The sequence below is a fragment of the Nocardia sp. NPDC055165 genome, from assembly GCF_053606985.1.
This window is the reverse complement of sequence record NZ_JBSGSS010000008.1, coordinates 105,934-125,247: the sequence shown is the minus strand read 5'-3', so window position 1 is coordinate 125,247 and position 19,314 is coordinate 105,934. Positions and strand designations below refer to the sequence as shown.

Sequence of the window (19,314 nt, the reverse complement as noted above, 5' to 3'; positions counted from 1 at the left end):
CAGATAGAATCATGCGATGACCGCGACCACGGACGAGAGCGTCGCGCCCGCAGGGCGTGCGGAGAGACGACGCGATCGACGCAAGGCGGAAATGATCGACGCCGCATTGCAGATCCTGTCCAGCGTCGGCTATCAGGGAATGCGATTCGAGGACGTCGCCGAACGCTCCGACATCGCGAAAGCAACTCTCTACTACTACTTTCCGAGCAAAGACGCCTTGGTCTCGGCAGCATTGGAAAAGCTGACCGCTGACGTGCTGACCCATCTCGGCGAGGCGCTGGAGACCGCGGCCGAGCTCTCCTCGGCCGAACAGCTGCGCTCGCTCATCGCCGAGCAGTTGCGCGTTCTGACGGTGCTCTACCCGGAAGTGGGCAAACTCTTTTCCTTCCCCGCGCCGTGGCCCGACGAGCACGGTGAATCCATCAAGACCATGCGTCGACGCCACGACCGGATCTTCCGTGCGGTCATCGATCGCGGTGTCGCGTCAGGTGAGTTCGATTGTTCGGACCCCTCCGTGGCGCTGCACTGCCTGCACGGGATCCTGAATCATGCTTCGATCTGGCTCCGGCCCGCTGCGGACCCGGAGGGGCGAACGCGTGAGGCCGTTGTCGACGAATCCATGCGGCTGTTCCTGCGCGCCTGAAGCCTTGTCGGCCATCGCCTTCCGCACGTCAGGATGCGGTTCGCGGCATCGTCAGTCGGCGGCGCGGGGGAGCAGGCCCAGGGTGAGGTGGCGGACCAGGTCGTCGAGTAGCTGTTCGGAGTCGTAGTCGGCGGTGTAGCCGGAGCCGACGAAGGTGGCCAAGCCCTGGAGGGCGGCCAGGGCGGTGACGCCGAGCCGTTTCGGGTCACCTGCCACGATCTCGCCGGCGGCCTGACCATCGGCGATGAGGGTGATCGGCACCGCGAACGCCCGGTCGGCGGCCTGCTGAATATCGGCGGAGGTGGAGTTGTTTCGGCGCGCGAACATCAGCGGCAAGAGCTCGAGGTTGTCGACGGCGAATCGCAGGTAGGCGTAGGCGACGGTTTGCAGGCGTGCCGTGATGGGTCCTTCGATCACGGCTTGTTCGAAGCAGGCGCCGAGGCGTTCGAGCCCGGTGACGGCCAGTGCGTCGAGCAGTGCCTGCTTGTCGCGGAAATGACGACTCGGGGCCGCATGGCTGACGCCGGTGTCGCGGGCCAGTTGACGCAGCGACAGCCCGTCCACGCCGGCCTCGCGCAGTGTCGCCTCCGCGCGCGTCAGCAGCGCGGCGCGGAGGTCTCCGTGGTGGTACGGGGTGTGCAGGGACATGGTACGAGCAGGATATCTGACGGCCACCCAATGTTTGCGTTGACTACTTTGTTGTCGCTGACTACATTGACGATTGCCATGACTGACAACACCGCGCCCACCCGCACACAGCGCAGCATGCCGATCCGCGAATGGCTGGCCCCGATCACCCTGGTCACCATCCTGGCGGCGCTCCTGGGCACCATGTACCTCGGCTACACCGCCGACCCCGAAAAGCACCTGCACGACTTCCCGATCGCCCTGGTCAACCAGGACGTCGGCGACACCGTCGGTGGCAAACCGGCCAACATCGGCGCACAGATCACCTCCGCGCTGAGCGAGAACATCCCCGCCGACAAGATCGACCTGCGCCCACTCGGCATCAACGAAGCCCAGCAACAGCTGCAGAACGGCGAGGTCTACGGCGCCATCGTCATCCCCGGCGACTTCACCAAACGCGTCGCCATCCTCGGCGCCGCCTCGATCGTCCCGGGCCAGGTCGAGCAGCCCATCATCTCCGTGCTCACCAACCCGCGGGCAGGCACCCTCGCCGCACAGATCATGAACACCGTCGCCGACCAGGCCATGACACAGGTCAACAGCACCGTCGGCACCCAACTCGCCGAACAGGTCCGCACCGCGGCCGGGGCCACACCACTCAGCGGCGCCGCACAGCTACAGCTCGCCGAGCCGATCGACGTCGTCGTCACCGCCTACCACCCGCTCCCCGAAGGCACCGGCCAGGGCTTGGCGGCCTTCTTCTACACCCTGGTCCTGCTGATCGTCGGATTCAGCGGCGCGATGATGATCAATTCACTCGTCGACGCCTCACTCGGCTATGTCCCCGCCGAATACGGCCCATGGCACAAGGCCACCACCCCGGCCCCGATCAGCCGGTGGCGCACGCTGCTCATCAAATGGGGGATCGCCGCGATCAGCGCCCCGCTGGCCTCCGGCGTGTTCCTCGGCGTCGGCACCCTGCTGAACATGGCGATCGAGCGACCACTGATGCTGTTCCTCTATGGCACACTGGCCATCGCCGCCATCGCGGTCACCGCCCTGTCGGTGATGGCCGCCTTCGGCACGGCAGGCCTGATGATCAACCTCATCGTGTTCGTGGTGCTCGGAATCCCGTCATCGTCGGGCACCATCCCGCTCGAGGCGACACCGCGCTGGATCGCCGACATGGCCACGTTCGAACCCATGCACCAGATCTACCTGGCCGTACGCGCCATCCTGTTCTTCGACGGACACCTCGAAGCAGGCATGGCACAGGGTCTCTGGATGACCTGCGCGGGACTGGCGATCGGCCTGATCGTCGGCGCGGTCGCCACCAACACCTACGACCTGCGCGGCATGCTGCGACTCGGCATCGAGCACGCGCCCGCGCAGTAACTGATCAATCCATGTGGAAGGGCCCTGTGATGCACGAGTTCGAAGCCCCGGCTTCCTACACGATTCCCGAGCACGCGAACAATTCCGACAGTGTGTTCCTGCACGCCGAGCACTCGCCCCACACGGTGTTGTTCAACGTCTCCAACGGCAGCGGCGGACTCTCCGATGTCACCGCGGCCGAGTTCGCCCGAACGGTCACCGACGTGGCGAAGGGCCTCATCTCCTCGGGCATCGAACCCGGTGACCGGGTAGCGATCATGGCCCCCACCCGCTACGAGTGGGTCGTGCTCGACCACGCGATCTGGGCCACCGGCGGCTGCACCGTGGCCATCTACGACAGCTCCGCCGCCGAGCAGGCCAAGTGGATCCTGCAGGACTCCGCGACGAAACTGCTCATCGTCGACAGCGGCCAACACCGCCGAATCATCGAGGAGATCGACGACCGCGCCCTGCCCGAACTGCGAGAAATCCTGCAGATCGACACAGGTGCCGTCGCGGAATTGACCACGCGCGGTGCCGACCTCGACGACGCGGCCGTACACACCCGCCGAGCCGAGGTCGGCGCGAGCTCCCCGGCCACCCTGATCTACACCTCGGGCACCACCGGACGACCCAAAGGCGTGATCCTCACCCACGGAAACCTCTACGCCGAGTCGAAATCCGACCGAATCGCGCTGGGGGAGTTCGTCACCGAGCGCAACAAGACACTGATGTTCCTGCCGCTCGCCCACGTCTTCGCGCGCGCGGTGACGCTGGCCGCGCTCGACGCCAAGGTGGTCGTCGCGTTCAGCTCCGACTGGTCCACACTCGTCGACCAGTTCGGCAGCTTCCGGCCGCATTTCATCCTGGCGGTGCCGCGAGTGTTCGAAAAGGTCTTCAACGGTGCCAAGCAGAAGGCACACGCCGGCGGCAAGGGAAAGATCTTCGACCTGGCCACCGAGACCGCCATCGCCTGGAGTGAATCCCAGGACACCGGCGGCCCCGGAATCGTCCTCGGACTGCGCCACGCCCTGTTCGACAAACTCGTCTACCGCAAGCTGCGCCTGGCGCTCGGCGGACGATGCGAGGCGGCGGTATCCGGTGGTGGACCGCTCGGCGCGCGGCTCGGTCACTTCTTCCGCGGCGTCGGGATCCCCGTGTACGAGGGCTACGGACTCACCGAGACCACTGCGGCGATCACCGTGAACACCCCGGCCGATACCCGGGTCGGCACCGTCGGACGCCCGACCGAAGGCCACGCCGTCAAGATCGCCGACGACGGCGAACTGCTGCTACGCGGCCCTGTCGTGTTCCACGAATACTGGGGAAACCCACAGGCCACCGACGACGCCTTCGCCGACGGCTGGTTCCAGACCGGCGATCTCGGCAGCATCGACCGCGACGGCTACCTCACCATCACCGGCCGCAAGAAGGAAATCATCGTCACCGCGGGCGGAAAGAACGTCTCCCCGGGCCTGATGGAAGACTCGCTGCGCGCCCACCCGCTGATCAGCCAGGCGATGGTGGTCGGTGACGGCCGTCCGTTCGTCGGTGCCCTGATCACCCTCGACCCCGAAGCACTCCCGGCCTGGAAGCAAAGCCACAACCTGCCCGCCGACACCACGAACGAGGCTCTGATCGACAACCCGGATCTCGTCGCGGAGATCGATGCGGCCCTCGCCGACACCAACAAGAAGGTGTCCCATGCCGAGGCGATCAAGAAGGTCCGCATCCTGCCCGTCGACTGGACCGAGGCCACCGGCGAACTGACACCGAAGATGTCGCTCAAGCGAGCAGAGGTCATGAAGAAGTACGCCACCGAGGTGGACAAGATCTACGAACCCGCCGCCAGTAGTCACTGACACCCATTCCGGCACTTCCGGCTGTTACGTCTAACTAAATACCACGCACAGTACCGAACCAACCCCGTCGAGTTCGTATTCTCACCTGGACCGCGCCCGGCGCGGGCACCGGAACAGGGGTTGAACACAGCAGATGGCTATATCTGACGTCGAGGCGTACACGCATCTCTCGCCGACCGACATCGAAGAGTTCGGGCAACGCCTGGACGCGTTGCGCAGACAGATCGAATCCAGCCTGGGTGAACGCGACGCGAAATACATCAAGACCGTCATCCGCGTTCAGCGAGCATGCGAGATAGCCGCCCGGCTCGTGCTGATCGACTCGGGTCGGAAAAGCAGTTGGTGGTGGGGGACAGGCCTGCTCACCTTGTCGAAGGTGCTCGAGAACATGGAGATCGGGCACAACGTCATGCACGGCCAGTGGGACTGGATGAACGACCCGGAAATCCACTCCACCACCTGGGAATGGGACCATTCCATGCCCGCCGCCCATTGGAAGGAAGCGCACAACTACCGCCACCACGTCTTCACCAATGTGCTCGGGCTGGACCCCGACGAAGGGTACGGGCTGCTCCGCATCACCCGTGACCGGCGCTGGCGTCTGTACCACCTGGGCAACTTCGTCTACCTCGTCCCGGTGTCACTGCTGTACGAGCTGGGTATGTGCGTGTACCACCTGGAGATCCCGCGCGTGCTGGCGGGCAAGAAGGACAAGAAGAAGTTCCGGCAGGCGCGCGACGAAATCGCCCAGAAGGCAGGTAAGCAGCTGCTCAAGGACTATGTGATCTTCCCGGCGGTAACCGGTCGGAACTGGAAATCGACGATCCGCGCGAACGTCACCGCCAACCTCACCAAGAATGTGTGGGAGCAGATCATCACCTTCTGCGGACATTTCCCCGACGGCGCGGAGAAATTCACCAAGCGCGATATCGAGGGTGAGACCCGCGGCGAATGGTATCTGCGCCAATACCTGGGCAGCGCGAATATCGACGTCGGTCCCCTGATGCGCATCCTTTCCGGCACGCTCAGTCATCAAATCGAACACCACCTGTTCCCGGACCTGCCGAGCAACCGGCTGCCCGAAATTCAGCGTGAAGTGCGCAAGCTCGCGGCCGAATATCGCCTGCCGTACACCACCGGCAGCCTGGTCCGTCAGTACGCGCTGACCCTGCGCACCATCGCCAAACTGTCGTTGCCCGATAAGTACCTCACCGCCGACGCCGACAACGCACCGGAAACCAGCTCCGAAAAGGCCACCGAATCGCGCCGGCTCACCGCCGTTTTGGTCTGATCCTCTATGGCACACCGCATCACGCGATAAAAGCTATGCGGTGTGCCGTCCAGGCACCTTTAGATAGTTTCGTCACTGTGACGAATTGAAGCCGGGGAAGTGAGAGGGGGAGTGCCGGAGCCTTGGGTGGCCGGTTCGGCTTATCGAGGATACGGGCCCAGATTCGCCGATGAGCACATTCGCCGGGAACGGTCATGAATCGACCAGGCCGAGAATTATCCGGATTCGCCAGCTTTCCTTCGGATGTCCCAGGATGTGGCCAATCGAGCTCGCGAGTACTGAAGTGCGCACACCGACGCGGCAATCCAGGGAAGCGACAGCGAGTGCCTGTCAGTACGCGATGCAACTATGCATGCACGGCAAACATTCGCAAAAACCCCTTCCGACAGGCCGCCTTCAAACGCCGATAATGCACATTATGTCAAGTAGTCACTACCCTGGCGGCCAGCACAGCTGCGAGACCTTCCCGCAGGTCCTTGACGAAGTACTCGGGAACCTCCAGCGACGGGAAATGTCCCCCGCTGTCGGGCGATCCCCATCGGACGATCTGCCGGTACCGCTCTTGCGCCCAGACCCGCGGGCACTTGTCGACGTCACGTGGATACATGGTGATTGCCGATGGAACGTCGACACGAAGTTCGGGGTCGAGCGAGTTGTGGCTTTCGTAGTAGATACGAGCGGCCGATGCGCCGGTCCGCGTGAGCCAGTACAGCGTGACGTTGTCGAGAACCCGGTCAATGGAAATCGTCTCGAACGGGCTGTCTTCGGTGTCTGTCCACTCGGCGAACTTGTCGAGGATCCAGGCCAGGAGTCCGACCGGTGAGTCGACGAGCGAGTAGCCGATGGTCTGCGGTCGCGTCGCCTGCTGCTTCGCGTATGCCGCGCGGTGCCGCCAGAAATCGCGAGTCTCCTCGGTCCAGGTGCGCTCGGCGGCTGTCAGCCCGTCCGTCGTCAACCCGGGCGGTGCCTCGGCGAACGTCGAGTGGATGCCGAGAACATGCGCCGGGAATCTGCCACCGAGAACCGTGGTGATATTGCCTCCCCAGTCGCCGCCGTGAGCCAGGAACCTGTTGTAGCCGAGCCTTGTCATCAGCTCCACCCAGGCGGCCGCGATCTTCTCGGTCCCCCAGCCTGTGGTGGCCGGTTTGTCGCTGTAACCGAACCCGGGCAGCGAGGGAACGACAACGTGGAACGCCGGCGCGTCCGCGTCCTGCGGATCCGCCAACTCGTCTACTACATCGGTGAACTCGGCGATACTGCCCGGCCAGCCGTGCGTCATGATCAGCGCGGTGGCATCGGCGCGCGTGGATCGGCGGTGCAGGAAGTGGATTTCCAGACCGTCGATGGCTGTGCGGAACTGGCCGATCCGGTTGAGGCGCTCTTCGAACGACCGCCAGTTGTATTCGGTGCGCCAGTAGTGCACGACCTCGACGAGGTCGGCGAGCGGGACCCCCTGCTCCCATCGGCGCGGGTCGGGCGCGGCGCGATAGACAGTCTCGGGCTCCGGTAGTCGTGCCGCGGCCAGTCGTGCGCGCAGATCGTCGAGGTCGGTGTCGGGTGCGTGGGCTTCGAATGCTTGGACGTCGCTGATCGGATTGGGCACGAGACCTCCTGCGATTGGTGAACCGTCTTAGACGGTTCTAACATGACGATATGTCAGCGCGCAACCAGCTAAGGTGGTTCCATGCATGCTGAGTTCCCCGACTTCCGCCTCGGCACTGTGCTGGCGACCAGCTTCACGGCGACGCTGACAGAGCGCTCCGGCGACGCTGTAGAGCGCATCCCGACGCCGCAGCGGCTCGTCGACTGGCTGACGGTGAGCGGCCTGGCCGTGAATTCCTGCACCACCGCCCAGCTCGCACTCGCACGGGAATTGAGGGAGGCGATTCACCTCGCCGCGACCGCGACCGCGATGCACGACACTCCCCCGGCCTCTGCAGTCCGAGTCATCAACGACCGCAGCATTCAGGGCCGCGCGTCAGCGGTCCTGACGCCCGAGGGCAATCGGCACTGGCGACTCAACTCGGATTCCCGCGTCGACGACGCGCTGGGTGTCATCGCCGCCGACGCGATCAGCATCCTCGCCGGCGAGCGCGACGGAAAATTGGCCTTGTGCGCATCGCCGACCTGTCGAGCCGCCTTCTTCGACACCAGCCAGAGCCGCACCCGCAAATGGTGCGACATGAACACGTGCGGGAATCGTCAGAAGAAGGCGCGCTTCAATGATCGGAAAGCAGGATTACCCGTAGCGAGCAGGTAATCAGCAGCCGGTCTCCCGGTGGATGGACACTCCCCCGTCCGGCGTGCGCGAGAACTCCTTAGCGTGCGCAGCACAGCGGATGGGAGTTGTCATGAGCACACACACTTCGGTAGCGCCTGTCGATGCGGGCGATGTCGGGCAGGTCGACTACGAAACCGATGTTCTGATCGTGGGATACGGGTGCGCAGGTGCGGCAGCGGCGCTCGAGTCGTTTGCCGCGGGCGCCGATGTCATCGTGCTGGAGAAGCTGAGTGGTGGCGGCGGGTCGTCCGCGCTGTCGGGCGGCGAGATGTATCTGGGCGGCGGCACCGAGATCCAGCGGGCCTGCGGGTTCGACGACACCGCGCAGGATATGGAAGCGTTCCTGCTGGCCGCGCTGGGACCGGACGCCGACCGGGAGAAGGTCGGCCTCTACAGCCGGGAGAGCGCACGGCACTTCCAGTGGCTCGTCGACCACGGCGTCCCGTTCAAACCCTCGTTGTGGGACTCCCCCACGTGGGTGCCGCCCACTGATGACGGTCTCATGTGGATGGGCGAAAAGGCTTGGCCCTTTGCTGATCTCGCGAAGCCGTCGCCGCGTGGGCACCGGGTCACCTCCGACGGTTTCGGTGGCAAGGTGCTGATGCAGAAGCTGTTCGAGGCCGTCGCCGCGACCGCGGTGGCAGTGCACACCGACACCAACGCGATCCGGCTCGTCACCGAAGCCGGACGCGTGGTCGGTGTCGTGGCGAAGCAGTACGGCCGGTACTACACCTACCGTGCTCGACGTGGCGTCGTCTTGACCACGGGCGGGTTCGCCGACAATGCCGCGATGGTGGCTCAGCACGCACCGCAACTGGTCGGGCTCGGTGTCAACAGTGACGGCGGTGACGACGGGCGCGGCATCGTGATGGCACAGGCTGTGGGCGCCGCGGTGCGCCACATGTCCGCCGCACAGGTGGGGATCTCGCTGATTCCGGGGATGATGGTGCGCGGCATGATCGTCGACGACATCGGCAGGCGCTTCATCAACGAGGATGTCTATCCCGGGCTCGTCGGCCAGGCCGCCTTGTTCAAGCACGGCCTGAAGGTGTGGGTGATCCTGGACGAGCAGGCCTACGAGGAAGTGCCGGAGAACGAACGGTGGGGCGTACAACCGCATTTCGTGGCCGAGACTCTCGACGACCTCGAACAGCAGATCGGTATGCCGCCCGGCGCGCTGGCGACGACGGTCGCCGAATACAACCGGCACGCGGCTGACGGGCAGGACCCTTACTTCCACAAGGCGGCGCACTGGCTGCGGCCGCTGCGGGCACCGTTCGCCGCGATCGACGTCCAGCGCGGCATCGCCCCGCCCGAGTACGGCGAAGCGGGCCGTGGCGGAGCTGAGGTGTTCACCATCGGTGGTCTGCACACGACGGTCGACGGCCAAGTCCTCGACTTGGACAGCGCACCGATCCCGGGTCTGTACGCCGCGGGCAGGGCCACGTCGGGCCTGCATTCGTGGGGCTACATCAGCGGCACGTCGCTCGGCGACGGCACCTTCTTCGGTCGCCGCGCCGGTGTCGCCGCGGCCGCGCCTCCCGCTGCGTCCTGAACCGAGTCGGCGGCTACCGAAACAGGAGTCTCACCATGGCGATCGTCGAGCCGGGCAGTACCTGGGCGCCGCTCGAGCAGCGCTCGGCCACCACCACAAACGAGCGGCACCGCACGGTGCTCGGAATGGCAGGCGGCAGCAACGTGCTCGAATCCGAGCTGAATCGGCTGGTTGTCGATGATCATTGTGTGGTGAACAAGGGTTTCCTGAAACTGATCTACCCGGGGTCGGAGTGACGGGCGCGCGCCGGGCGGACATCGCGTGCATGCTGCTCGACCGGCTCGGCGACCAGCGGCTCGGCCTGCGCACCCGCGACGCAGAGTGGAGCTGGGATGCGGTGGTCCGGGAGTCGGCTGCCCGTGCGGAGCTTGCCCGCACCCTGCGCCGCGACGGCCCGTTCCATATCGGGGTGCTGTTGGACAATGTGCCCGATTTCGTCTTCTGGCTGGGCGCGGCGGCTTTGGCGGGTGCGACGGTGGCGGGTCTCAATCCGACCCGGGGCGACGCCCAATTGGCTGCCGATATCGGGTATGTCGACTGTCAGTTGATCGTCACCGATGCCGCGGGGATGGCGCGGCATCGGCAGCTGGATCTCGATCTGGCCGAGGATCGGTTCCTGCTGGTCGATGATCCAGGCTATGGCGCCCGGATCGATGCCTGCCGGGTGCCGCCTGCGGCGGTGGGTGGGCCGGACTCGCTGCTGCTGTTGCTGTTCACGTCCGGCACCACCGGTGCGTCGAAGGCGGTGCGGTGCACTCAGCGCCGTCTGTCGGTGGTTGCCTACGCGGCGACGGCCAAGTTCGGGCATGTGCGCGAGGACGTGGACTACTGCTGTATGCCGCTGTTTCACGGCAATGCGATCATGGCGTTGTGGGCGCCTGCGTTGTCGGTCGGTGCGACGGTCTGCCTGACGCCGAAATTCTCTGCGTCGCAGTTCCTTCCGGATGTTCGGTACTTCGGGGCGACCTATTTCACCTATGTCGGCAAGGCGCTGGGGTATCTGCTGGCCACGCCCGAAACCGCAACGGATTCCGACAATTCGCTGGTGCGCGGATTCGGTACCGAGGCGTCGGTGGCCGATCAGGACGAGTTCCGGCGCCGTTTCGACGCGCAGCTGTTCGAGGGGTACGGCTCCAGCGAGGGCCCGAGCCTGGCCGCCCTGGATCCGGCCGCGCCGCCCGCTGCGCTCGGCAGGCCGGCGCATCCCGGTGTGGCGGTGGTGAATCCGGATTCGTTGCGGGAGTGCGCACGGGCCGAGCTCGACGAGTACGGCCGGGTACTCAACCCTGATGAGGCCATCGGGGAGATGATCGACAAGGCCGGTGCGCTCGCGTTCGAGGGCTACTACAAGAACGAGGTCGCCGACGCCGACCGTCTGCGCAACGGCTGGTATTGGACCGGGGATCTGGGCTATATCGACACCGGTGGATTCCTGTACTTCGCCGGTCGCAAGGGCGACTGGATCCGGGTGGACGGCGAGAACACCTCGGCGCTGATGATCGAGCAGGTTCTGCGCCGTCATCCCGCTGTCATCGCCGCCGCCGTGTTCGGGGTGCCCGATCCGCGTTCGGGCGATCAGGTGATGGCCGCCGTCGAGGTCGCCGATCCGGGTGGTTTCGATGTCGACGCGTTCACCGAATTCCTCTGTGCGCAATCCGATCTCGGCGGCAAAGGTCTCCCCCGGCTGCTGCGCGTCTCGGCGAATCTTCCGGTGACGGGGTCGAACAAGGTGCTCAAACGCGAACTGCAAGAGCAGGCGTGGCGCACCGATGAACCGGTGTACCGGTGGGTGGGGCGTGGCCGACCGGTCTACGGGCGCATGACCGAGGCGGACCGGCGGTCGGTGGAGTCGGAGTTCGCCGCGCACGGCAGGCAGCGCATGCTGTGACCAGCTCGCGCCTGCGAGACCTCAGGTGAGTAGCCGGATCAGGCCGCCTGCCAGGTAGGTCACCTGGTCGTCGAAGAAGTGGACCAGGTCGTCGGCGCTGGGGATCGCGCCGCGGCGGTGGTTCCATTCCTCGGCTCGGCTCAGTGCCTGGAGGAAGACCATGAGCGCGGTGGCCCAGCGCTGTTCGAGCCGGATGGGGTCGGTGTCGGGAAAGGTGCGCCGGACCTGGTGCAGCAGCACCGCGCGCAGGTCTTGTTCGGCGGCGTCGAGCGCGGGGTGGTTCTGTGCCGACATCTGGGCGACGATAGCGATCCAGCGCATGCCGCGAGTGCGGTGGCGCGAGAGCAGTTCCCGGTACGGGTCGGTGACGGCGCCGACGAGTTCGTCGACGGTCGGCGCGTGCTCGCGGTCGGCGAGCGCGTCGACGTTGGCGCGGATGCGGTCGCGCACACCGGCTCCGAGGTCCAGCAGCACCGCGGCCAGCAGGTCGTCTTTCGTGCCGAAGTGGTAGTTGACCGAGGCGGGGCCCAGCCCGGCGGCGGCGTTGACCGCGCGGACCGAGACCGCGTCGACGCCGTGTGTGGCGAAGAGTCGCTCTGCGGTCTTCACCAAACGCGTGCGCGTCGCGTTTCCCTGGCGATTGGCGACCGGAGCGGTCGGATTCGTGTCGACTGTGCCGGTCATAGGGTCTGCCAGCGGCAGTGCGCGCGGACGCTCAGGCCGGACTCGTCGAACCAGCCCTGGGCCAGGGCGTAGTCGAGCATGGCGGTGAATCGTTCCCGCCAGGTCAGGTCGGTGCCGAAGTGGTCGCCGAGTTCGTCTTCGAGGCGCTGCGTGCTCAGCCACACGTGGGTGCCGTCGAATTCGCCCCAGCCGAGGAGTACATCGTGGAGGCGCACTGTTTCGGGTGTCGCGTGGACGAGTACCGACAGCGAGTCGAAGTCGGTGGACTGGGCCAGCGTGACCGGTGGCTTCCGCCGCGGATCGATGTCGAGAAACATGGTCGGACTCCTCGCGAATCGGCGCCGGTGACCGCCGGGAAAATTGGATCAACTGATCCAATCATCGACATCTGACACGGCCGGTGTCAACAGTCGGATCGGTTGCTTCTTCGGTGAATCGCAGCATTTCCCGCTGATCGGGAGAAGCACTTCTGGATCAGTTGATCCAAGTCGAAGCTGAGGACGACGCCGTGAGCCCGCTCACCGCACCGTTTCGATGAGGAGACGCACCATGTGGAGCCCCAGTTCGATCAGATTCGGCGCCTTTCTGGCTCCCTATCACCCGCTCGACGCCGACCCAGCCCTGCAGCTGCGTCGCGACATCGACCTGATGGAGCACCTCGACCATCTCGGATTCGATGAGGCGTGGATGGGCGAGCACCATTCCACCGGCGCCGAGATCGTGCCCGCGCCGGACCTTTTCATCGCCGCGTCGGCCGAACGCACCCACCGCATCCGGTTCGGTACCGGGGTGGTGTCGCTGCCCTACCATCACCCGCTGGTCACCGTCGACCGCATCACCCAACTCGACCTGCAGACCCGCGGCCGGGTCATCTTCGGCACGGGGCCGGGCAAGATCCCCCTCGACGCGCACATGATGGGCATCAACCCATCCGATCAGCGCCGTCGCCAGGGCGAAGCACTCGAGGCGATCCTGGGGCTGCTTCGTGGCGATGTCGTCGACATGCAGACCGACTGGTTCACCCTGCGCGATGCACGGGCCCAGCTGCCCACCTACGACCCGGCCGGTATCGAGGTGGCCACCGCGTCCACCATCTCCCCGAACGGATCGGTCCTGGCGGGAACGCACGGATTGTCGTTGCTGTCACTGGCCGCGGGTTCGCCGACCGGTTTCGCGGCGCTGGAACGCAATTGGGGCGTGTACGAGAAAACCTGTGCCGAGCACGGTCATCTCGCCGATCGGGCGAACTGGCGGCTGGTCACCCCGATGTTCTTGGCCGAATCGCGCGCCGATGCCGAGCGCGCGGTCTCGCGGCGCATCGGGTCCATGGCTGCTTACGTCAACCGGCAGACCGGGCAGCGCCCGGACTGGGCGCGGACCTCTCACGGGATCGTCGAGCAGTGGCGCAACGACACGCTCGGTGAGTTCGGGCAGGCCGTCATCGGCACACCGGACGAGGCCATCGCGCAGATCCAGCGGTTGATCGACAAGACCGGCGGATTCGGCACGTTGCTGATCCTGCACGTGGACATGGCCGATTGGGAGGACACCAAACGCAGCTACGACCTGTTCGCCTCCGAGGTCGTCCCACACTTCAAGAATCGCAATGCCGGACGCCGGGCCAGCCTCCAGTTCGCCGAGGATCACCGCGAGTTGCTGATCGGGCAGCTGGTCACCGCGATCACCGAGGCCACCACCGACTACTACGGCGCCGACGCCGTGACGGGAGCGTGAGGATGCGCGCCGTGCGATTCCTCGACGGAGAATTCACCGTCGGCGAGGTACCCGAACTGCCCGAGACCGGTCCCGGCCAGGTTCGCATAGCGGTGGCTGCCTGCGGAATCTGTGGCAGTGACCTGTCGGTGTCCAAGGATGCGTGCCGCTTCGTCGAAGTCGCCGAGGCGGGCGGGTACCCGCTGGCCGCGTTCGACACCGAACGACCGGTGGTGCTCGGGCACGAGTACGCCGGGGTGATCACCGAGCTCGGTGCCGGGGTCACCGATTTCGCGGTGGGCGACCGGGTGGCGGGTATCGGCTTGGCCACCGATGCCGCGACCGGTATCCCGACGATCATCGGCTACTCCAACACCTACCACGGGGCGTTCGGTGAGGCGATCATCGTCGATGCGTGCTGGGTGCGCGCAGTCCCCGACGACCTGCGACTGGACCATGCGACCCTCGCCGAGCCCCTGCACGTGGGTGAGATGCACGTCCAGCAGTCGGGGCTCACCGCCGCGGACTCGGCGCTGGTGATCGGCTGTGGGACCATCGGTTTGGGCGCCGTCGTCGCGGCCAAGGCTCGTGGCGCGAGGATGGTGATCGCCTCCGAGCCCTCGCCTCGGCGCCGGGAACTGGCGACGCTCATGGGCGCCGACATCGTCGTCGATCCGACCGAGCAGAATCCCATCGAGGTGTGGAACGCCCTGGTCGCCGACGCCGGCTCCGTTGTCGGTGCGGCCGCGAACGGAATCCTGATCGCCTACGAATGCAGTGGGCGTGCCGGGATACTGAACGAGCTCACCCATCAGATGCCGTTCAATTCGCGGATCCAGGTGCTCGCCGCCGGATTCACGGCCGAAACCATCACCCCGGTCGTGCCCCAATTCCGGCGCATCGCCGTCAATTTCGGTCACGGGCCCTACCAGGACGCCTATGACATCACGCTGCGGCGGCTGGCGGCCGGGTCGATCGACGCGGAGGCGATCATCACCGCGCGTGGATCTCGGCGGTGTCGCGGACGCGTTCACGACCCTGCGTAGCCCACAGGATCACGTGAAGATCATCGTCCGGCCCGGTCTTTCCGCGGACTGACGCCACCGTACGCGGGCAGACCGGGTCTGCCCGCGTCAGTTCAGATGCCGAAACCGCCGGAGACCGACAGTTGCTGACCGGTGATGTACCCGGCCTGTTCGGAGGCCAGGAACACGCAGGCGGCGCCGATGTCGGCCGCCGTGCCCCATCGCTTCATCGGCACGAAGCGGCGGGCTTCGGCCTCCCAGGCCGCGTCGACCACGCCCGTGGCTTTCAGCTCGAGGAACATGCCTGCCTCGATGACGCCGACCAGCACCGAATTGGCGCGGATATTGTGCCTGCCTTCCTCTTTCGCGATGCCGCGGACCAGCGCCTCGTTGGCGGCCTTGGGCAGCACGGACAGACCATCGAGCCGGGGCCACCACCGGTCACCGGCGGAGCCGAGGTGGATCACCGAGCCGCCGCCGTGTTCGCGCAGATGCGGCAGCACGGCGTGCACGGCGGTGAACATGCCGAGCGCTTCCACCTCGATCGACTGCCGGTAGCGGTCGGGTTCGGTGTCGGCGAGGGTGATCTGGTCGACGACCGGGCCGGCACCCCACACCAGCGTGCGGATCCGTCCGTGCTCGGCGACCACCTCCGCGATCACCCGGTCGACGGCGGCCGGGTCGCGGACATCGACCTGATGGGCGCTGGCCCGCACGCCGAGCGCACGCAATTCGGCCACGGTGGTCTCGGCCACGGATTGTTTGCTGCGGTAGCAGATCGCCACGTCACCGCCCGCCCGTGCGAAGTCCGCGGCGACGGCGCGGCCGAGGCCGCCACTGCCACCGAAGACCAGTGTGACACCGTCGAGAAGAGTCAGTTGCATCATGGGGGAAAGCATGCGGCGCCGTGTCTTTCGCCGCATGCGGGTCTCCCGCCCAGCGGGAGCCACGACTGCCGCCTCAACGGACGCCGAAGAGCGCACCGCCACCGAATGCCGCGCGATGCGAGACCGGTTGTCCGCCATCGATATCGGTGATCCCGTAGTCGACGGCGGCCTCGGCCGTGATCACCGTACTGCCGCTGCGCGCGCCGACCTCGGGATCGGTGGCCAGAGCCAGGACGACCCGGCCGACGAATTCCGGTGTCTCCGCGTCGGCGATCGGGAACCCCTCGATGTCCTCGACACCCAGTGCCAGGACCTGCTCGGTGCGCACGATGCCGGGGCCACAGCGACAGCGTGCTCACGCCGGTGTCGCGCAGTTCTACGGCCATGTCGGCCGCCATCTTGTCCAGGCCGGCCTTCGACATTCCGTACAGCACCGAGTGCAGGTAGCCGCGGGTGCCGAACGAGGAGATGTTGGCGATGACGCCGCTTCCGCGAGGCACCATGAGCCGTGCCGCTTCGACCGAGGCCACGTAGTGTGCCCGCAGGCCGACACCGATCAGGGTGTCCCAGTCGGCGACGGGCCGTCGCCAGAACGGATCACTGAATCCGGCGAAACCGTCGGGATTGGCCCAGACGTTGTTGACCAGCAGGTCGAGCCCGCCCTGCTGGGCGGTGATGCGAGTGAACACCGCGGCGATCTGCGCGTCGTCGCGGTGGTCGCAGCGCACGGCGATGCCGGCGCCACCTCGAGCGCTCACCTCAGCGGCCGCGACTTCCAGGGGGCCGCCGTCACCTTCGGTGCCGCGCCCGGTCAGATACACCGTCCAGCCTGCTGCGCCCAGTGCCAGCGCGATTCCCTTGCCGACGCCACGGCTGGCGCCGGTCACCAGAGCGATCTTCGACATGTCCGCTCCTACTGCGCGATCCGGGTGGCGTCATCGAGGGGGCGGGTGATCGCCCACAACTGGTGGAACGTGCATGTCGCGATCTTCCAGTGCCCGTCCTGCACCCGGTATTCGTCGGCGTACTCACCGGTGGCGACGGTTTCGGTGCACTCGATCAGGTTGACCTGGCGAAAGCGCAGTGTCCACCGGCCGCTGGCCGTGCCGTCCTCGCGCACGGTGATGTCGGGGTGCACGCCGTGGTGCATGTCGAGGATCGCGTTCTTGCCGTCCACCTGCTGCAGCGCGATCGACGCGAAGACCGCGGCCATGCCGTCGGCGTCGGTCGTACCGAGCGTGCCGTAGTCCAGCACCGAGCCGGCCGCGACGAAACAGTCACGGAACCCGGCCGGGTCTTTGGCATCGCAGGCACGGAAATAGCGGTGCTTGAGCGCGGTGATCGACTCGATCGCCGCCAACCGTGCGAGGTGGCGGGCCGGGTCGTCGGACGGCGGTGTTGCAGACATCGAGCTCCTTGGTCGAATCGACAGATCAGACGTGAAGAAGCTCGAGTGGCTGTGAGCGTCCGCTACGTCCCGCGGTCGCCACCGTAGGCCCGGAACGCGGTCACCGCCTGCCTGTCTTCCCGCTCATCGGGAACGCCCGCGGGCCTGTTGTACACGCTCAGGGGCGGTCGACGTCGGCGATGATGACCTCGGGCTTGAAGATGACCTTGTAGTGGTAGCGACTCACCTCGGCGGCCTCGAGCTGTTCGACGAAGTAGCTCACGTTGTCCGAGAGGCCGAGAAAGTGCTTCTTGTATTCGTCATCGCCGGTCTTGCACGTCACCTCGAGCTGGTTGTTCTCGTCCTTGATCGAGCACTTGCCCTCGATGGACAGCAGGTACTTGTCGGTGATCCCGTTGAAGAACACCACGCGTCGGTTGATCTTGAACTGGTCCGATTCCTTGGACAGGTTCTTGGAGACCACGTCGGCGTCGCTCGAGCACCCGGTCACTGCGATGGCACCCGCGAACAGCGCCGCGACAGCGGCGATCAGTTTCTTGTTCATTCCCCCACCTCGTTCGTCCTTCTTCAGACCATCATGAGTGTCTGCGGTCGAGATCGCCACTGTCAGTGCCATTCCCACCCGATTCGGGCGATGGCACGTCGTACGGCGTCGAGCTGATCACCGACCCGATGGTTGCACCCACCCGGCTGTGCATCCCGCACAAACCAGCTGGGCTCAGATTGTCCGAGTCAGGACGTGGGGGTACCAGCGGCAGATGCCCAGGGCGAAGCGTAGTTCGAAGGTGTCGGTGTCGACGGCGATGCCGTAGCGGCCGGTGACCTGTTGGATGCGGTACTGGACGGTGTTGCGGTGGACGTCGAGGACGCGGGCGGTGCGCGAGTAGCTGGCGCCTTCGGCGAGGAACACCTCGAGGGTGTTGCGCAAAAGTTCCACTTTGGCGCCGTCGCCTGCCAGCGATCCGAGGACGCGGTGGACGAGGCCGGTCAGCTCGTCGGGATCGTCGGACAGCAGCGCGAAGGGCGCGATCGTGTCGTAGTCGACCACAGTGGGCGCGGTCTCCCCGGCCGAGACGACGAGCGCCTTGGCCCGTGCCGCGCTGCGGGCCGAGCGCCGGAAGCCCGGCAGCCCCTCGCCGACCGGCCCGAGCGCTACCCGTATCGGCAAGCCGGAAGCCGCGAGCTGGGCGGTGAGTTCCTCGACCGCGCAGGGCTGTCCGGTCGGGAACCACAGGCACATGGCGCGGTCTCCCGACGCGGCGACCAATTCGGCGCCACCGGTACCCATCGCCGCGGCGAGCAGCTGTCGGGCCTGCTCGAGCGCGCGCACAGCCTCCGCGCCGGTGACCGTCGACCACACTTCAGTGGCGTAGTGCCACTGATCGAGTTGGTAGCCCAGCACTTCCTGGGCGGCGGCGACATCGACATCGTCGTTGTCGAGCAACCGTGCGATCCATTGCTGGCGTGCGGCTTGGCGGCTGCTGAGCCAGCGGTCCCGTTCGGCCTCGTAGATCCGCCCCATCGACGAATTGAGGCGATCCAGGTAGGTGCCCGCGAATTTGAGCAGTTCGGCGATCCGGGCCGGCTGATCAGGGCCGGGAACGGCCAGGACGAGCCCGATCGCGGCGTCGAGGATCCGGTACTGCCCCAGACCGTAGGCGCGCAGCAGGATCGTCAGCGGCACACCGCGCCGGGCCAGCCGTTGGGCGTAGGCGGCGGCCCCGGGGGGCGGGCCTGCGGTGGCCGGGTCGATGCCGTTCGCCAGCACGTACTGCACGGCGGCGATGTTCTCGGCGATGCTGGCGGCTCGCATCTCGGCCAGATCGGCGGCGACGTCGTTGAGCGGGATCATCTGCTCGGTCACCCGGATGAGGTCGGCGGTGATGGCGTCGACGCGCGGGCCCAGGGCCTGTCCCACCCACACCAGGGATCCGTATGCCGCCATGCGCGCTTCCGTCCGTTGAACAAAAACTGTCGACGGCATTGTGCCATCCGCACAAATTTCTGGTCGATTCGGTCTCGGCGTCGATAAACAAACCGGTCATGTGGTCGTGACAGCGTGACATGTGGTGTCAT

General features: G+C 66.2%; 18 protein-coding genes and 1 pseudogene. 10 read left to right on the top strand and 9 right to left on the bottom strand.

Annotated features, from left to right (window positions below; translation table 11 throughout):
* Positions 1–16: 16 nt before the first annotated feature.
* The gene (locus ACWFRF_RS18285) at positions 17–643 is read left to right on the top strand and encodes a TetR/AcrR family transcriptional regulator (protein WP_452451117.1); all 627 of its coding nucleotides are present in this window, start codon (positions 17–19) and stop codon (positions 641–643) included.
* A gap of 51 nt (positions 644–694) precedes the next feature.
* Here ACWFRF_RS18285 and ACWFRF_RS18280 read toward each other — a convergent pair whose 3' ends face one another.
* Complete coding sequence (locus ACWFRF_RS18280; RefSeq protein ID WP_378991785.1) at positions 695–1,291, bottom strand: TetR/AcrR family transcriptional regulator; 597 nt, start codon at positions 1,289–1,291, stop codon at positions 695–697.
* 78 nt (positions 1,292–1,369) lie between these two features.
* Between ACWFRF_RS18280 and ACWFRF_RS18275 the strand changes: the two genes are divergently transcribed.
* The 3 genes from ACWFRF_RS18275 (at position 1,370) to ACWFRF_RS18265 (ending at position 5,797) form a co-directional block, all read left to right on the top strand.
* Positions 1,370–2,665 (top strand): YhgE/Pip domain-containing protein, encoded by a 1,296-nt coding sequence (locus ACWFRF_RS18275; protein WP_379317196.1) that lies wholly within the window; start codon positions 1,370–1,372, stop codon positions 2,663–2,665.
* A gap of 29 nt (positions 2,666–2,694) precedes the next feature.
* A complete protein-coding gene (locus ACWFRF_RS18270; RefSeq protein ID WP_452451114.1) occupies positions 2,695–4,506 on the top strand; it encodes an AMP-dependent synthetase/ligase in 1,812 nt (603 codons plus the stop codon).
* Between the two features lie 133 nt (positions 4,507–4,639).
* A complete protein-coding gene (locus ACWFRF_RS18265) occupies positions 4,640–5,797 on the top strand; it encodes a fatty acid desaturase family protein (protein WP_452451112.1) in 1,158 nt (385 codons plus the stop codon).
* 421 nt (positions 5,798–6,218) lie between these two features.
* On the opposite strand, the gene ACWFRF_RS18260 is transcribed toward ACWFRF_RS18265, so the two are convergent.
* Positions 6,219–7,400 carry an epoxide hydrolase family protein gene (locus tag ACWFRF_RS18260; RefSeq protein WP_452451111.1) on the bottom strand — a complete coding sequence of 394 codons (1,182 nt, stop codon included), beginning with the start codon at positions 7,398–7,400 and terminating at the stop codon, positions 6,219–6,221.
* Positions 7,401–7,481: 81 nt separating this feature from the next.
* Between ACWFRF_RS18260 and ACWFRF_RS18255 the strand changes: the two genes are divergently transcribed.
* From ACWFRF_RS18255 to ACWFRF_RS18240, 4 genes are all read left to right on the top strand, one after another.
* Entirely contained in the window at positions 7,482–8,057 is a 576-nt protein-coding gene (locus ACWFRF_RS18255; RefSeq protein WP_452451109.1) for a CGNR zinc finger domain-containing protein, read from the top strand.
* Between the two features lie 91 nt (positions 8,058–8,148).
* A complete protein-coding gene (locus tag ACWFRF_RS18250) occupies positions 8,149–9,633 on the top strand; it encodes an FAD-dependent oxidoreductase (protein ID WP_452451108.1) in 1,485 nt (494 codons plus the stop codon).
* Positions 9,634–9,668: 35 nt separating this feature from the next.
* Positions 9,669–9,869, top strand: coding sequence for a hypothetical protein (locus ACWFRF_RS18245; RefSeq protein WP_379312315.1), 201 nt, complete (start codon positions 9,669–9,671; stop codon positions 9,867–9,869).
* A gap of 29 nt (positions 9,870–9,898) precedes the next feature.
* Positions 9,899–11,521: an AMP-binding protein gene (locus ACWFRF_RS18240; protein ID WP_452451357.1), complete on the top strand. Its 1,623-nt coding sequence runs from the start codon at positions 9,899–9,901 to the stop codon at positions 11,519–11,521.
* A gap of 21 nt (positions 11,522–11,542) precedes the next feature.
* Here the strand turns inward: ACWFRF_RS18240 and ACWFRF_RS18235 are convergent, their stop codons facing one another.
* Together ACWFRF_RS18235 and ACWFRF_RS18230 are read right to left on the bottom strand one after the other, a co-directional pair.
* On the bottom strand, positions 11,543–12,205 hold the full coding sequence (locus ACWFRF_RS18235) for a TetR/AcrR family transcriptional regulator (RefSeq protein WP_452451106.1): 663 nt from the start codon (positions 12,203–12,205) through the stop codon (positions 11,543–11,545).
* A complete protein-coding gene (locus ACWFRF_RS18230) occupies positions 12,202–12,522 on the bottom strand; it encodes a hypothetical protein (protein WP_452451104.1) in 321 nt (106 codons plus the stop codon). Before ACWFRF_RS18230 ends, ACWFRF_RS18235 begins: the two co-directional genes overlap by 4 nt.
* A 232-nt stretch (positions 12,523–12,754) precedes the next feature.
* Between ACWFRF_RS18230 and ACWFRF_RS18225 the strand changes: the two genes are divergently transcribed.
* Together ACWFRF_RS18225 and ACWFRF_RS18220 are read left to right on the top strand one after the other, a co-directional pair.
* Complete coding sequence (locus tag ACWFRF_RS18225) at positions 12,755–13,939, top strand: LLM class flavin-dependent oxidoreductase (protein WP_379312318.1); 1,185 nt, start codon at positions 12,755–12,757, stop codon at positions 13,937–13,939.
* A gap of 2 nt (positions 13,940–13,941) precedes the next feature.
* A complete protein-coding gene (locus ACWFRF_RS18220) occupies positions 13,942–14,964 on the top strand; it encodes an alcohol dehydrogenase catalytic domain-containing protein (RefSeq protein ID WP_452451102.1) in 1,023 nt (340 codons plus the stop codon).
* A gap of 92 nt (positions 14,965–15,056) precedes the next feature.
* On the opposite strand, the gene ACWFRF_RS18215 is transcribed toward ACWFRF_RS18220, so the two are convergent.
* The 5 genes and pseudogenes from ACWFRF_RS18215 to ACWFRF_RS18195 all read right to left on the bottom strand — a co-directional run bounded on the left by ACWFRF_RS18215 (position 15,057) and on the right by ACWFRF_RS18195 (position 19,183).
* Positions 15,057–15,830 (bottom strand): SDR family NAD(P)-dependent oxidoreductase, encoded by a 774-nt coding sequence (locus ACWFRF_RS18215; RefSeq protein WP_452451100.1) that lies wholly within the window; start codon positions 15,828–15,830, stop codon positions 15,057–15,059.
* Positions 15,831–15,903: 73 nt separating this feature from the next.
* Positions 15,904–16,735, bottom strand: a pseudogene (locus tag ACWFRF_RS18210) (SDR family NAD(P)-dependent oxidoreductase).
* An 8-nt stretch (positions 16,736–16,743) separates the two neighbouring features.
* Positions 16,744–17,238, bottom strand: coding sequence for a nuclear transport factor 2 family protein (locus tag ACWFRF_RS18205; protein WP_452451099.1), 495 nt, complete (start codon positions 17,236–17,238; stop codon positions 16,744–16,746).
* A 157-nt stretch (positions 17,239–17,395) separates the two neighbouring features.
* Complete coding sequence (locus tag ACWFRF_RS18200) at positions 17,396–17,782, bottom strand: beta-sandwich lipoprotein (RefSeq protein ID WP_378991765.1); 387 nt, start codon at positions 17,780–17,782, stop codon at positions 17,396–17,398.
* 174 nt (positions 17,783–17,956) lie between these two features.
* Positions 17,957–19,183 carry a PucR family transcriptional regulator gene (locus tag ACWFRF_RS18195; RefSeq protein WP_452451098.1) on the bottom strand — a complete coding sequence of 409 codons (1,227 nt, stop codon included), beginning with the start codon at positions 19,181–19,183 and terminating at the stop codon, positions 17,957–17,959.
* Between the last annotated feature and the right edge of the window lie 131 nt (positions 19,184–19,314).

Coding starts and splice junctions, on each gene's coding strand:
- ACWFRF_RS18285 (WP_452451117.1), top strand. CDS start 17: ATGACCGCGACCACGGACGAGAGCGTCGCGCCCGCAGGGCGTGCGGAG.
- ACWFRF_RS18280 (WP_378991785.1), bottom strand. CDS start 1,291: ATGTCCCTGCACACCCCGTACCACCACGGAGACCTCCGCGCCGCGCTG.
- ACWFRF_RS18275 (WP_379317196.1), top strand. CDS start 1,370: ATGACTGACAACACCGCGCCCACCCGCACACAGCGCAGCATGCCGATC.
- ACWFRF_RS18270 (WP_452451114.1), top strand. CDS start 2,695: ATGCACGAGTTCGAAGCCCCGGCTTCCTACACGATTCCCGAGCACGCG.
- ACWFRF_RS18265 (WP_452451112.1), top strand. CDS start 4,640: ATGGCTATATCTGACGTCGAGGCGTACACGCATCTCTCGCCGACCGAC.
- ACWFRF_RS18255 (WP_452451109.1), top strand. CDS start 7,482: ATGCATGCTGAGTTCCCCGACTTCCGCCTCGGCACTGTGCTGGCGACC.
- ACWFRF_RS18250 (WP_452451108.1), top strand. CDS start 8,149: ATGAGCACACACACTTCGGTAGCGCCTGTCGATGCGGGCGATGTCGGG.
- ACWFRF_RS18245 (WP_379312315.1), top strand. CDS start 9,669: ATGGCGATCGTCGAGCCGGGCAGTACCTGGGCGCCGCTCGAGCAGCGC.
- ACWFRF_RS18240 (WP_452451357.1), top strand. CDS start 9,899: ATGCTGCTCGACCGGCTCGGCGACCAGCGGCTCGGCCTGCGCACCCGC.
- ACWFRF_RS18235 (WP_452451106.1), bottom strand. CDS start 12,205: ATGACCGGCACAGTCGACACGAATCCGACCGCTCCGGTCGCCAATCGC.
- ACWFRF_RS18230 (WP_452451104.1), bottom strand. CDS start 12,522: ATGTTTCTCGACATCGATCCGCGGCGGAAGCCACCGGTCACGCTGGCC.
- ACWFRF_RS18225 (WP_379312318.1), top strand. CDS start 12,755: ATGTGGAGCCCCAGTTCGATCAGATTCGGCGCCTTTCTGGCTCCCTAT.
- ACWFRF_RS18220 (WP_452451102.1), top strand. CDS start 13,942: ATGCGCGCCGTGCGATTCCTCGACGGAGAATTCACCGTCGGCGAGGTA.
- ACWFRF_RS18215 (WP_452451100.1), bottom strand. CDS start 15,830: ATGATGCAACTGACTCTTCTCGACGGTGTCACACTGGTCTTCGGTGGC.
- ACWFRF_RS18205 (WP_452451099.1), bottom strand. CDS start 17,238: ATGTCTGCAACACCGCCGTCCGACGACCCGGCCCGCCACCTCGCACGG.
- ACWFRF_RS18200 (WP_378991765.1), bottom strand. CDS start 17,782: ATGAACAAGAAACTGATCGCCGCTGTCGCGGCGCTGTTCGCGGGTGCC.
- ACWFRF_RS18195 (WP_452451098.1), bottom strand. CDS start 19,183: ATGGCGGCATACGGATCCCTGGTGTGGGTGGGACAGGCCCTGGGCCCG.